Annotated in this window: 13 protein-coding genes; 7 read left to right on the top strand and 6 right to left on the bottom strand. The window is 45.7% G+C overall.

The annotated features are described in order from the left end of the window. A partial coding sequence (gene lnt, locus IQ263_RS26140; protein ID WP_194070999.1) for an apolipoprotein N-acyltransferase occupies positions 1-1,224 on the top strand: 1,224 nt, incomplete at its 5' end. A gap of 355 nt (positions 1,225-1,579) precedes the next feature. Here lnt and IQ263_RS26135 read toward each other — a convergent pair. After that, positions 1,580-2,485, bottom strand: a complete 906-nt coding sequence (locus IQ263_RS26135) for a bestrophin family protein (protein ID WP_194070998.1) — start codon at positions 2,483-2,485, stop codon at positions 1,580-1,582. 308 nt (positions 2,486-2,793) lie between these two features. Between IQ263_RS26135 and recJ the strand changes: the two genes are divergently transcribed. Beyond that, a complete protein-coding gene (recJ, locus tag IQ263_RS26130) occupies positions 2,794-4,869 on the top strand; it encodes a single-stranded-DNA-specific exonuclease RecJ (RefSeq protein ID WP_194070997.1) in 2,076 nt (691 codons plus the stop codon). Between the two features lie 274 nt (positions 4,870-5,143). On the opposite strand, the gene psb30 is transcribed toward recJ, so the two are convergent. Next, positions 5,144-5,284 (bottom strand): photosystem II reaction center protein Ycf12/Psb30, encoded by a 141-nt coding sequence (psb30, locus tag IQ263_RS26125; RefSeq protein ID WP_106149210.1) that lies wholly within the window; start codon positions 5,282-5,284, stop codon positions 5,144-5,146. A 203-nt stretch (positions 5,285-5,487) separates the two neighbouring features. Here psb30 and IQ263_RS26120 point away from each other — a divergent pair, with 203 nt between their 5' ends. From IQ263_RS26120 to IQ263_RS26105, 4 genes are all read left to right on the top strand, one after another. Next, the gene (locus IQ263_RS26120) at positions 5,488-5,706 is read left to right on the top strand and encodes a hypothetical protein (protein ID WP_194070996.1); all 219 of its coding nucleotides are present in this window, start codon (positions 5,488-5,490) and stop codon (positions 5,704-5,706) included. A gap of 60 nt (positions 5,707-5,766) precedes the next feature. After that, positions 5,767-6,135, top strand: a complete 369-nt coding sequence (locus tag IQ263_RS26115; protein ID WP_194070995.1) for a YkgJ family cysteine cluster protein — start codon at positions 5,767-5,769, stop codon at positions 6,133-6,135. A 156-nt stretch (positions 6,136-6,291) separates the two neighbouring features. Continuing rightward, complete coding sequence (locus IQ263_RS26110) at positions 6,292-6,615, top strand: ssl2009 family thylakoid membrane protein (protein ID WP_194070994.1); 324 nt, start codon at positions 6,292-6,294, stop codon at positions 6,613-6,615. 236 nt (positions 6,616-6,851) lie between these two features. Beyond that, entirely contained in the window at positions 6,852-7,139 is a 288-nt protein-coding gene (locus tag IQ263_RS26105) for a YggT family protein (RefSeq protein ID WP_194012794.1), read from the top strand. 237 nt (positions 7,140-7,376) lie between these two features. Here the strand turns inward: IQ263_RS26105 and IQ263_RS26100 are convergent, their stop codons facing one another. After that, positions 7,377-7,808, bottom strand: coding sequence for a hypothetical protein (locus IQ263_RS26100; RefSeq protein WP_194070993.1), 432 nt, complete (start codon positions 7,806-7,808; stop codon positions 7,377-7,379). Positions 7,809-7,923: 115 nt separating this feature from the next. Then, positions 7,924-8,901, bottom strand: a complete 978-nt coding sequence (locus tag IQ263_RS26095) for a shikimate dehydrogenase (RefSeq protein WP_194070992.1) — start codon at positions 8,899-8,901, stop codon at positions 7,924-7,926. A 215-nt stretch (positions 8,902-9,116) separates the two neighbouring features. On the opposite strand from IQ263_RS26095, the gene IQ263_RS26090 reads away from it, so the two are divergent. Then, positions 9,117-9,302: a hypothetical protein gene (locus IQ263_RS26090; RefSeq protein WP_194070991.1), complete on the top strand. Its 186-nt coding sequence runs from the start codon at positions 9,117-9,119 to the stop codon at positions 9,300-9,302. Positions 9,303-9,774: 472 nt separating this feature from the next. On the opposite strand, the gene IQ263_RS26085 is transcribed toward IQ263_RS26090, so the two are convergent. Together IQ263_RS26085 and IQ263_RS26080 are read right to left on the bottom strand one after the other, a co-directional pair. After that, positions 9,775-10,332 (bottom strand): HPP family protein, encoded by a 558-nt coding sequence (locus tag IQ263_RS26085; protein WP_194070990.1) that lies wholly within the window; start codon positions 10,330-10,332, stop codon positions 9,775-9,777. Positions 10,333-10,908: 576 nt separating this feature from the next. Further along, positions 10,909-12,285 (bottom strand): P-loop NTPase fold protein, encoded by a 1,377-nt coding sequence (locus IQ263_RS26080; RefSeq protein WP_194070989.1) that lies wholly within the window; start codon positions 12,283-12,285, stop codon positions 10,909-10,911. Positions 12,286-12,823: the final 538 nt, after the last annotated feature.

The raw sequence follows: 12,823 nt of genomic DNA, 5'->3' as shown, positions 1-12,823 counted from the left end.
GCTTTGTGGTGTGCCTTAGAAAGTATTTGGAGCACAGGTTCGCTGTGGTGGACATCACTATCATACACCCAAAGTCCGCACAATTTACCAATATTGCACCTCGGTCAACTCTCCGGCCCCGCTGCAGTAACAGCCGCCATTGTAGCAGTAAATGGCTTAATTGCCGAAGCTTTTATTGAAGGAAGAAGTCCGAGGGAAGTCGGAAGTTCGGCAACGAGCAATGTACGGGATGTAACGGATGGGAGGAAGGAGGAGGGAAGAAAGAAGAAGGGAGAAGGAAGACGGAAGAATTGGGTTGCTTATATTTTGCCTGCGGGTTTGTTTTTAGTTTTGCATATTGTCGGCTGGAGTTTGTACAATCGCCCCTTAATTCAAGAAGCCGGAACATCATTAAAAATTGGGATTATTCAAGGAAACATTCCTAACGCAATTAAGTTTGACTCAGACGGGTGGCGGCGCGCTTTGGAAGGTTACACCGCGGGATACAAAGAGTTAGCAGACAGAAAAGTCGATGCTGTGTTAATTCCAGAAACAGCTTTGCCTTTTATCTGGACAAACGAGTATCAGCGTTCCACTCTTTCCTTTTATCAAGCTATTCTCGAACGCGGTTTAGTGGCTTGGGTTGGAGGATTTGGACAAGAAGAAAACGGTCTCACTAATAGCTTATTGGCGATCGATCGCACTGGAGCAATTGTCGGCCGCTACGATAAACTAAAGCTAGTACCTTTAGGCGAATACATCCCTTTTTACGAAATCTTAGGCGGGATTATAAATCGGCTGTCACCCTTAGATGCTCGTTTAGTACCAGGAAACTCAAAACAATTATTTGATACGCCCTTTGGCCGCGCCATCGTCGGAATTTGTTACGATTCCGCCTTTGCTGAAAATTTCCGATATCAAGCAGCACAGGGAGGCGAATTTATGATTACAGCTTCCAACAATGCCCATTACAAACCGCCGATGCTGGCCCAACATCACGCCCTCGATGTGATGCGTGCAATTGAAACAGATAGATGGGCCGTTATCGCAACTAATACGGGGTACTCTGCTTTTGTAAATCCTCACGGCGAGACGATTTGGAAATCTCGACTCAATACCTACGAAGTCCGAGATGCTACTATTTATCGGCGAAAAACTCGGACTCTGTACGTGCGCTGGGGAGATTGGCTGACACCTTTATTGTTAGTTTTAGCTGGGTTGATGCGGTTGATTGTTAGAAATTAATTTTAGTAAAGGGTTTGCTGGTGGGGCGGGGGCGGGTTTATTGAATCTGTCTGCACTATCAGGATTATTGGTGAATTCGCCCCTACAGTTCACTCGTTGCTCAGGTACGTCGCTCGCTCAATTATCGATTTTTTTCAGTAATTTTCAATAGCGACGCACCCTACAGTTACTAACAACTAACAACCAACAACTAACAACTGAGGGCGGGCACGCACCATCCACCGCCCCTACCAACTAACAAATAACAACTAACAACTAACAACTAACAACTAATGACTAATGACTAATGACTAATGACTAATGACTAATGACTAATGACTAATGACTAATGACTAATGACTAATGACTAATGACTCTACTTATCTTTCACCTGTTGGTGAACGCTAGGAGATAAAGAAATTAAATCGTCCATATTGCGCTGCATGGCAGCACAAATATTGTCCAAAGGCAAATCATTGTCATCGTGACCGAAGGGATTTTCTATCTCAATGCCGATTTCTTCGATGCCGAACAAAGTAAAACTAATTAAAGCCACAACAGGGCCGGTTCCCCAAGTCAAGTCCTTCACCATTTGAAAGGGTAGTGCCAAACAGTAAATCAACAATAGCTGCTTCAGGTGAATTGTGTAAGCCAAAGGGATAGGTGTCTTCAAAATCCGCTCGCAGCCACCTAATACATTAATCATAGAGCTGAGCAACTCCTTCATAGCAGTTAACTGATATACATCGAGGCAATTTCGCTCGTACTGATTGTGCAAATAATCCTCAATCCAAAAGGCAATTTCTAGCGGCGGATTGTTCATCAACTTGAGCTTTTGATACTGCGATGGGGACATCAACGGCTCCAATTCTGAATTTATTGATTCTTGGCGCAAATGCAATTTCATCGATACTGCAAAGGCAGGCAACAGGCGCAGGGCTGACTTTTTGGTGGTGTTATCCTGCGGGTCTTTTTCCTCAATTGCTACCCAGATTTGGCGCGCTAAATTGCGGACGTTGTTGACTAAGGTTCCCCACATTTTCCGACCTTCCCAAAATCGCTCGTAGGCTGTGTTTGTCCGAAAAACTAACAGTAAACCCAGCACAATACTCGGTACAATACTAGATAAAATGGGCAAGGAAACCGGCCATTTCAAAAAGTGCAGCAGGGAAATAAAAATTCCAAAGCCGCCGCACAGTAAAACCCGGGGCAAAATTGAGAGAATGACAGAGCCGCGAAGCTGTAATGCAATTTTAAACCAAGACGGTCGATCGACATTCATGCAATTCTCCTCATAAAATTAAATCACTCGTCTGCGCCCATAGTCTATTTTCGATTGGCGATTGACAAGGGCAGATGCAATCTGGGGGTTGGAACTTTGGTCTAAAATTGGGGCTTTTCACAACTTCTATAGGGCGCTGGTATCCCTGTTGGGGTGCGGTGAGAGCTTCCGAAAAAAGCTTTCCTACAAACAACCTTTGGATTTTACCGAAAAAACTCATCTTTAGGATCGATCGCCAATGTCAAATTGATTGACTGATGCACTTAATTAGGTAAGATTGGTTGTGTATCTTTAATATCTCAGCTTCCGTGCAAGAGCTACCGACATCTTTGCCCCCGAATTCTCCCCGATTGCCCAACCAACGGTGGCAAATTTATGCGCCTCAACCGCAGCAAGCCGAACAGTTTGCCGCAGAAATCGGTTTGTCGTCTTTGCTAGCACAGGTACTGATTAACCGAGGTATCGATTCTGTTGAAGAAGTGCAAGGGTTTATCGAACCGGAATCTCTGGTTTTGCCCGCGCCAATGGATGAGTTTCCCGATTTGGCTGCGAGTGTCAAATTGTTGCGGGAGGCGATTTCGGGAGGGCAGAAAATTGCGATTTGCGGCGATTACGATGCTGACGGGATGACGAGCACGGCTTTGTTGCTGCGAGCTCTCAGGGCTCTGGGGGCGAAGGTGGATTATGCTATTCCCAGCCGGATGCGAGAAGGTTACGGGATTAACGATCGCATTGTAGAAGAATTTCACGCTGAAGGTGTCGCTCTGATTCTGACAGTTGACAACGGGATTGCAGCCTATGGGCCCGTTGCCAGAGCCAGAGAACTCGGTGTTAAAGTTATTATTACAGACCACCACGATTTGCCGCCAAAACTACCGCCGGCGGATGCTATTCTCAACCCGAAATTAATTGCGGAATCTTCGCCTTATCGCGGCTTGGCTGGGGTAGGTGTTGCCTATGTTTTGGCGATTACTTTAGCTCAAGATTTGAATAAAGTTGGTGGGTTGGTAAATCCGCTGCTGGAGTTATTTACTTTGGGAACTATTGCGGATTTAGCTCCTTTGACTGGGGTTAATCGCCGCTGGGTAAAGCGGGGTTTGCGACTGCTGCCTCACTCGCAATTGGCGGGGGTTCAAGCTTTGATTCAGGTGGCGGGAGTACAGGTGCCAAGTGCGGAAACTTTACCTCTTTTTAATTCAAAAAGTCAAGCTAATAATACGTTAAAGCCTGAAGATATTGGTTTTCGGCTGGGGCCGCGGATTAATGCTGTGGGGCGGCTGGCTGACCCTCAAATTGCGATCGAGTTGCTGACGACGGACGATCGCGAATTGGCACTCAAAAACGCGATACAGTGCGAACAAATCAATCAGCGCCGGCAGGAGTTGTGCCAGGAAATTGAGCAGGAAGCGATTGCTTGGTGCGAGAAAAGTGCGATAGATTTGCAGCAGGAACGGGTGTTAGTTGTGGTGCAACCCGGTTGGCACCACGGGGTGATCGGGATTGTGGCTTCTCGGTTGCTGGAACGTTACGGCGTACCCGTTTTTATCGGTACTTTTGAGGATGAGGGTGGCGAAAAGGGTAATATTATCCGGGGCTCGGCGAGGGGAATTCCTGAATTTAATGTATTTGACGGGCTGAATTTTTGCGCTGATTTGTTAACTAAATTTGGCGGACATAAAGCGGCTGGCGGTTTTTCTATGCCGGCCCAGAATCTCGAACAATTTCGCCATCAACTGTCAGTTTTTGCCAATCAATGTTTGCAGCCAGAACACCTCAAGCCGCTGGTTTCTGTAGATGTGCGAGCGGATTTGGCTGAGATTAATCTCGATCTTTACCGACAAATTGATGCTTTGGAACCTTGCGGAATTGAAAATAAGGCTCCTGTATTTTGGACGGCTAATGTTTGCATCACTGAACAGAAAATTGTGGGTGAAGGAGGCCACGTTAAACTAACTGCAACTCAAGATGAAAAAGGCTCGGCTAGTGTGAAGGGGATTGCTTGGCGTTGGGGGGAATATTTTCCTTTGCCTCGGCGGGTTGATATTGCTTACCGATTGCGGGAAAATAGTTTTAAGGGCAAGACATCGGTTGAGTTAGAATTGTTGGGTGTCCGCTTGCCTGCTAGTGCTGCAAGTTCGAGGCGGCAGGTGTTTGGAAAAGTTGAGTTTGATTATTGCGATCGCACTTATTCTTGCAGTCTGTCTCCCGCCGGTTCTCAAGAGGAGTTGAGAATTCGCAACTCTCAAGGGCAAGTTTTGGCTGTAGCACCGGGACAAAACATCGGTTTGTTGGGCAACTCCCGCCTCGATGCTAGAGAAGTCGATGTATCTTTACCTTTTTTTGAGAATTTGATTCAAACTGCTAAACACGCCCTGGGTATTTGATAAGAAAGCTCGTGTTGCTGGGAAAATTGGCGATCGAGCGTTTTGAATTTTGAATAATTTAATAACTCAAAACTCCCAACTCTCGATCGCTGTCTAGCGTGTTATACAGCATATTCCATGTATGTGCGGTACACACAACCTGGTAGTAGGTAAGGTGCGGATCTCTCGACAATCTACAAGTTTCATTCAACATCTGGCAGATCCGCACCCTACAAATTATGTATCATACAATTAAGGCTGCTACTGTACTTTATCAACCTGGAATATGCTATAATTACAGATCGCCGCCTTTAGCGGCCAATAGAAAAATCACGATCGGGCCCGAAAGCACGACTGCTGCGAGTAAAGCTACTTGAACAATGAGTTGGTAGTTTACACCGTCGAGGCCGCTGAAAAGATCGGTTATAAAGTCCATGTGTCCTCCTGACTGTAGTTATTAAGTCTAGATTGTTCAATTAGAAAATCCGCTTCTGATTTTACCGGGCTATTGTCCCTATTTTTTAAGGAAGTTTACAAAATTCAACAAAATGTAAAGAACGATCGACCTCCCAGCGATCGCGCATTCCGGTCAAAAACTCCTCTATTGCTCGATAGGGGAAGAGAATCCGACAGGAACTAATGAACGAGCGAGCGAGTAAACTAGGATTTTGTACGCATCCGAAGCCGGGACTTTCCCGCCTCCGGCGCTGGCACTTGATATACTACCAAAAGCTGAAATATTCTGGGGTTTCCGATTTTCCCGCTAGCGGGCCCAATCTAAAATCTCAAACTTGTAGGGCTCCGTCGCAGTATCTAAACTCTAAAACTTGTACGATCGCGACTTGTCCGCTGGCGTAGCCGAAGCGAGTCGAAGAATCTAAAATCTAAAATCTAAAATCTAAAATCTAAAATCGAACTATGGCGAATTGGCGTTGCGTAAAACAATGCGGTGCTTGTTGTTACCTAGAACCAACAGAGCGCCCTGACTTAGACGAGTATTTGTCTGCTGAGGAATTAGAGCTATATTTGGGCTTGGTCGGAGATGACGGTTGGTGTGTCAATTTTGACAGGAATACGCGAGAATGCGGAATATATGCCGATCGACCGCGCTTTTGTCGGGTAGACTCTGAGGTGTTTGAGGAGATGTACGGGATTGAGCCGGCCCAGTTGAACGATTTCGCGATCGAGTGCTGCAAGGAGCACATTGAAGACCTTTATGGCGATCGCTCTTTGGAAATGATCCGCTTCAACTCCGAAGTGGGAATTCTCGCCTTACCCGGTAATTAACCGAGTTGATGTTCCTTTGGGTTTTGTCCCTCCAGCTCCTTTGCCCGATCGCTATCTCCATCTAAAATCTAAAATTGAACGATCGTCTGCCAGTTTCTCCAGCCGATAGTGTCAAAATAAATAAATTACGGAAATATCGCGCAGTTGAGTTGAGCCATGAGCAATCGAGAAGGTTTTACAGGGGGATTCATTGCCGGAGCCGCAGTTGGTGGCTTGGTGGGCGCATTTTTCGGCGCTTTGCTGTCGCGGCGCGCTGCGGAAGCTTTGCTGAGTGAACCTTCAGAAGCAGAGGTAAGAAAGATCCGCCAGAAAAAAGCCAGCCAACTCGAAGCCGAAGGGATGGAAGTAGCAAGGCTAAGTTTGGAAGATAAAATTGCCCAGCTAAATCAGACCATCGATGACGTGCGGCTGCAACTAGGCGATGTCAACGGGAATGGGCCAGCGCACAGCAGCGAGGGTTCGATCGCCCGAGACTCCTGAATCAATTTAAAATTTTAGATTAGTATGCCAGTTGCATCCGGGCGATCGACTTTCACGCCGGAGTGTTTCGCTTGCACAGCACGAAGCCAGAGACAAACACAAGAGAGCCGGAAAATCGTATTCCCAAACAACATTTTTACCAAATCGGGATGCTCCCACCCTCGCCCGCTCCCCCAGCTATGCTAAGCTTAAAATTGAAGCGTCTGTAAACTTTACTCAAACTTCCACCAGAATATATGAGTTATTCCATAGGTCTTTTGGCAACCACGCTGTCCACATTTCTGCAAATCTATACATTCCTAATGATTGCTAGGGTGCTCTTAAGCTGGTTCCCCAACATCAATTGGTACGATCCCCCGTTTTCGATTTTGAGTCAGCTTACAGATCCTTACCTAAATCTGTTCCGATCGATTATTCCACCCCTAGGAGGGATTGACTTTTCGCCGCTGATTGCATTCTTTTTACTTCAGTTTGGCTCGGAATTCTTGATCGGTCTTTTAACCAGCTTGCAAACAGCCTTGTAGTTAAAAAAGCTTAATTTGTTAAGCAGCAAGCGTAAATTGTTTGGCAGACGTAGCTGCAGGCAACTAAATTTTAGATTTGACATTCTTAAATGAACTCCCCGGTTGAAAAGCTGGGGAGTTGATCGCACATTAGAAATGAGAAATTGCCAGCCACTCAACAATCTAAAATCTACAAGCCAAAATCGAAAACTGCATCGCAATTTCAGGGTAGCCAACCCAAAAGCTCAAATAGTTTTGTTAGCGGCGAACCACGCCAGTAAAACCTGTAGCCTTAAATTGCTTGAGCTTCAAAGGTGTTCGCTGATTGCTGGACACCGAAATTCTGATCTGAAAATCGCTAACTCCGGGAGGAACTTCTGCGATGGAACCCAAGCGAGTTCGGTTTTGCATCACCGGATTTTCATCTGCATCATAAATGCGGCCGAAAATATCGGCATTGACAACAGGTTTGCCGCTACTATTTTCCGCTTTCCCTATAATCAAAAAGCAGTTAGCTTCCATAGAACTGCCGCTAGTGACTGTTCCTTCTGCCATTTCGGCCGGACATTCGCGATAAGAAAGATCTGAAAGTTTGATCTGTGTCAGAGCCCAAGCGGGCGGAGTGTATACCAAACTAAAAATTGCGATCGCGCAAGTAGCAAAAAAAAGACTGATAGCTCGAAATTTCATAAATTGCAGCTTAGCGTATATTTTAATTCCCAGCTTAGCGCGAATTCACGATCTAATTTTCAACATCTTTAGGGAAACAGCACTGCGCGGTTTCCCTACCGCCAGACAAATAGCATCAGTCTAAGCCTAAATGCTGCCGCAATGCTTGGCGCATCACATCGACTGGGACTGATTCTGTGTCCAGCCAAATTTTCAAGGCGGCTGCTCCTTGTTGAACGAGCATTTCGAGTCCGTCAATAGCTAGCGCCCCTCTTTGCTGTGCATCTTTGAGAAACTGAGTAGGATTCGGGGTGTAAATTAGATCGTAGGCGATCGCACCGGCAGAAATTCGATCGAGCGCAGCAGCAGAAACCGGCGACTTTTCCCCGTGCGGGTGCATCCCCACAGGAGTCGTATTCACCAGCAAATCCGCCTGCGAAATCAACATTGACAAATTATCCCAAGTATGCACCTGCAAATTTTGCACCGGCATCGGAGAATTTACCCAACTCTGCTGAAATTCCGCTAAATTTTGGGCGCTGCGGCCGACAACGTGAATCTCGGCACATCCCAATTGAGCGCATCCAGCCACAACAGCCCTCGCCGCCCCGCCATTCCCCAAAATTACCGCTACTTTCTGACTCCAATCGGAACCCCCCCTAGCCCCCCCTTCGTAAGGGGGGGGACTGGATTCAACAGCCGTATCGTCGTTTTCTAAGGGAGAAATCACGTCTTTAGCCCCCCCTTCGTAAGGAGAGTTTGGGAGGGGTTGCAGTGGCGCGAGAAAGCCTTCTACGTCAGTATTTGTGCCGCACCAGCCTTTGTCAGTTCGGTAGACGGTATTGACTGCGCCGATCGCCCGGGCGATCGGCGAAACTTCCGACAGCAGCGGTAAGATGGCTTGTTTGTGCGGAATCGTGATGCTAAATCCCCGAAGGTCGATCGCCGCAAATCCTGCAAGCGCAGCCTTTAAATCCTCTGGTTTTACCGGAAATGGGAGATAAACAAAATCGACTCCCAAGTGAGCAATAGCAGCATTGTGCATCGCCGGCGACAGAGAATGTGTGACGGGATGACCGATTACTCCGAGCAGTTTAGTAGTGCCTTGAATCATAGTAGTTTGATGTGGAAGGAAGTTCGGCAACCGATTGTTTTAACCGATTTAACCGATGGCTTTTGATGGAAGCAGAAAAGAAGAATCAAGAATAATTTTGATAGCGCTATTATACATTTTTTGGTAATTGCTCAACCAGGAAAAAAAGGGAGCCATTAGTAGGGAGCGCTGGTTGAATAGAGCGATCGGCAGTTCAAGCCAAACCTTTGCCAGTATTGACAACTGAACGCACCGCTGCTTTCCCCATCCCGGATTCATTCGGAACCGAAGCCCTTAGCCACGCGACCAAATATTACACTCATCCGAATCGCCAGCGCACTCTGATTATTCGTGGGTGGAATTGTCGCATCTTCCAGAAATATAACTACATTGTCAATCAGCCAACCCTAGGCTTTTCGTAACCAGATATCACCCTTATATTCGGGCGCTAAATTTAAAATTTCGGTTAATCTTTCCTGTAATTTTTTTCGATATCTCTTGAGTCTAGTATCGTCAATTTTTTCTCGCCATCGATGGACGATCAAAACCCTTACTTAATAATAACCTCTTCATCCCTAGGGCAAAAATTATGTCCCCAAAATCAATAGTATATTCGCAATCCCGCAATCTATCGGCACTCACACACTTGCCATTGTGGTGCTGAATATTTTTTTGAGCACGGGAGAATTTTCACACCCAGATATCGCGACGAAAATATTTTGAAGAGGCGCAACAGTTAATAACATTAACTCCAAATAAATGCCACTTCGATAGAAAAGGGTTGCGTGCTGCAACCCCCCTAACAGTATATTTCCTAAATATCTTTGTCACCCGCCCCGAAATTATATATGAAATTGCGATCGCACTTATAACTTGAACTAATCAGAGACCCTGCTATAGCCAGTGATTGGGATACGTCCTTTCTTCCGCTAAATTATTAAATATCACGGCGCACAAGACCAAGATCATCGATCCTTCAAAAGCAGGTGTTAGCAAAAATTGCCAGTCTGGTTTGGTCATCATGACGACTAACGCAACTGCTCCCGAAGGCGGATGTAGAGTGCCGGTCATCTGCATAATGCCGATCGCACTAGAAACTGCTATCCCCATCGCAAAGGGAGAAGAACCGAAAAAATGCAGAATTATTAAACTGACTAAAGCAGCTAAGAAATTGCCCCCAATCACATTCCGGGGTTGAGCCAAGGGGCTGTCAGGCACACCAAAGATTAGAACGCTTGTAGCGCCAAACGGAGCCATTAGTAAAGGAGAATTAGTTTTTACAGCAAGATAGGACGTTGCAGTAATTGCCAAAAAACTGCCAATCCAACTCCAAACAATATGTCGGTGATGAGGTCTTTCTATTGGGCAGGTCAATGCACAGGATTGCCATCTACCAAGGATTTTAAACCAATATCTTTCCCATTGCAGCAGGATTTTTTTAGGGTCAACCATAAACGTTATTTGATAACCGGGCGTTTTAAATTGTTTGAGCCAGCCTCTACTAAAGTTAACATACCATAACAATTCGTAAAAAAGTAGTTAAACGCACAGATTTTTTTACTTCTATGCAATTTGAGTCGCAGCTCGCAACTCGGTTGGAACGGACTAGCAAGTTTTCTCGGTGCAACATACGTTACCGGCCACGGCAAAACTTCACCCGTAGCCCTCCGAGTGCTCTGGGTAAAACGAGAGGTTATTTGTCAGGTGCGATACCGAGTAAGCATGAATTGACAGATCGCACCCACGCTTTGGAGCGGCCTCTGGTTTAGCCGTGCGAGATCCCTTTTCCGGTCATTCCTGATAAGTTAAGACACTGGCTGCATTTGTCAATCAGTAATAATACTTAAAAAAAACTGTCGATCGACAAATGAAGTGTCAAGAATCCCCGCACATAAGCGGGCGGGGAGTATATCAAACCTTGATTCAGCAACGGCACACATTGTTCTTATTAAATACAGTGCAAAGCATTTAGGAAAACTTGCAGCGGACAATAGAGCTAATTAATTAGCGTTGTGAGTATTTGACAAATCAAAGCTGTTTCGCCACATCTTCAGTTTCGCGAAACTCCTTTGCATCCGCCAAAATCGGATTGACATCAAACCAGTAATCCTCGCCGTAACGGTATTCAAACACCCAGAGACTGCGTAACAAAATTTGGTATTTAGTTTCTCCGTTGACAGTTTTGGTAGCGGATACTTGGCGCAGTAAATTCCACTCATCAGCTTCGATCGCCAAAGTAAGCTGGTGGCGGCGCTGGACAATCACATTTTCCAAAGTTTCCCGCGACAGAGGAGGGTCTTGTTTTTGCAGACAGCTATACAAAAGTTGCAACAAATTGCGGACATGGCCCCCGCTAACTCGACACAGGCGATCGAGAGTTTCAGCAGAATCGAAAATTTTGTCAACCAAAGCATAGCGCCCAGATGGTTCCACCGTCGGAAAAGCCCGCGCCAGAACCATCTGTCGCAGCAATTCCACACCCTCAGAGCACTCAGAACCGTCGCTCAACTGCACCGGCACCATCGGCAAAACCTTCGGATCTACCCCAAAGCGATTGGTCAACTGGCCCAAATCGTTAGAGAAAATCAGCACCAAAGGAATTGTATACACGATGTGGCAATTTAGTCTTGCCAACTGTTCCCCGCGATCGACAAACAGATATTCCGGCTGCAAGCGCCCCGTCGGTTTCGCGCACAGATGTATGCGATCGAGATTGTCGATAATTACCACAAGTCCCTGTTTCCCTTGGCGTTTCAGTTCTTGATTGGCCGGTTCGAGCAACTCCTTATTCAGTGCTTCTAAAATTACATTAGTTCGCGGCTCCAAATATTGCCGCAACTCCGATCGCAAATTCGGAGCATCTTTCGCCTTAGCCGTAATTTTGCCAATTCCCAGCGCCAGAGAAAATTCTCCCTCAGTGCTAGCATTTATTTCCCCAAAACCAGGGATATTAGCTTCAGCCCTCAAATCTATTTGAGTTTGAAAAACATCAGCAACCCCTTTCAGCAAAGCTTTAAAACCCGTTGGTTGCAGCTTAATTTGCATTTTTTCAATGCTTTCGCTCACCTGACGGGCAACGCTCAGCAAAATGTCAGTAATATCCACATCAGCCATGTCTAAGTCTTTACTAGACTCAAAATAAACAACATGAAATCCTTGCTGCTGCAATTGTGCTTGCAGCCGCAGCAATTCTGTTGATTTACCAGAGCCGATGTGACCGGTGAATAATTGACAGGTAGGCACGTCCGGGGATAGACGGCTGATGGTACGCTCCAATTGTTCTACGATTGTGCCGCCCCGCACTGAAGAGAAATCGATATAGTATTGTCGGTCTTCTGTATTTGCTACTGCCAAGGTGTAGCTGGGATTGCAAGCTTTATAAAATTTCTGTAAATTTAGTTCCATACCCTGTTCTCTGTTTGATAACATGATGCCTTAATAACTTCTTCATTTAACTATTGTAAGAATCCGAACAATTGGTCAGTTAATTTTGATGTTTTATTGGGCGGCAAATATTTAGATGTATAGCGGAATCCGCTATCAAAACTCCTAGTTAAATACAGTTGATTCAAGCGTTAGAACTTTAGTCCTGTAATTTTCAAGACAACTCAAGCCATCACTACAAACAGATTGCGCGAATTTGTATATTAAAATCAAAGACGAAGAATTGACGGGAATGTTCTCGAAAGAGGGTATTTTATTGCGGTTAACCGAATCGATTTGCATTGCATATATCTTTGATTTATAGCTCAACCGCAGGTGCTAGGCACATAAACACAGATAATTTCCCGATCGGAAATCGATATTTAAGAGCAATTAGACAAGCCGCAGCATTGGGATTTGGCTTAAGCGTGATTCCCGACTACTTGCGTGCAGATTCTGTCAAAGAAAATCGGTTAATACCAATTTCATAAAGTAGCGCTAGATATTACCCCCCCAACCC

Origin of the sequence: Tychonema sp. LEGE 06208 (genome assembly GCF_015207505.1) — a bacterium.
In the GTDB taxonomy this organism is placed as follows: domain Bacteria; phylum Cyanobacteriota; class Cyanobacteriia; order Cyanobacteriales; family Microcoleaceae; genus Microcoleus.
Note: the sequence above shows the minus strand (reverse complement) of the source record. Positions and strands in the feature narration are given on the sequence as shown.

Bases quoted from the DNA above. Each gene is read 5' to 3' on its own strand.
- IQ263_RS26080 (WP_194070989.1), bottom strand. From the start codon at position 12,285: ATGGAACTAAATTTACAGAAATTTTATAAAGCTTGCAATCCCAGCTAC.
- IQ263_RS26120 (WP_194070996.1), top strand. From the start codon at position 5,488: ATGAACGAGCGAGCGAGTAAACTAGGATTTTGTACGCATCCGAAGCCG.
- IQ263_RS26095 (WP_194070992.1), bottom strand. From the start codon at position 8,901: ATGATTCAAGGCACTACTAAACTGCTCGGAGTAATCGGTCATCCCGTC.
- IQ263_RS26085 (WP_194070990.1), bottom strand. From the start codon at position 10,332: ATGGTTGACCCTAAAAAAATCCTGCTGCAATGGGAAAGATATTGGTTT.
- IQ263_RS26115 (WP_194070995.1), top strand. From the start codon at position 5,767: ATGGCGAATTGGCGTTGCGTAAAACAATGCGGTGCTTGTTGTTACCTA.
- IQ263_RS26105 (WP_194012794.1), top strand. From the start codon at position 6,852: ATGAGTTATTCCATAGGTCTTTTGGCAACCACGCTGTCCACATTTCTG.
- IQ263_RS26100 (WP_194070993.1), bottom strand. From the start codon at position 7,808: ATGAAATTTCGAGCTATCAGTCTTTTTTTTGCTACTTGCGCGATCGCA.
- IQ263_RS26110 (WP_194070994.1), top strand. From the start codon at position 6,292: ATGAGCAATCGAGAAGGTTTTACAGGGGGATTCATTGCCGGAGCCGCA.
- psb30 (WP_106149210.1), bottom strand. From the start codon at position 5,284: ATGGACTTTATAACCGATCTTTTCAGCGGCCTCGACGGTGTAAACTAC.
- IQ263_RS26135 (WP_194070998.1), bottom strand. From the start codon at position 2,485: ATGAATGTCGATCGACCGTCTTGGTTTAAAATTGCATTACAGCTTCGC.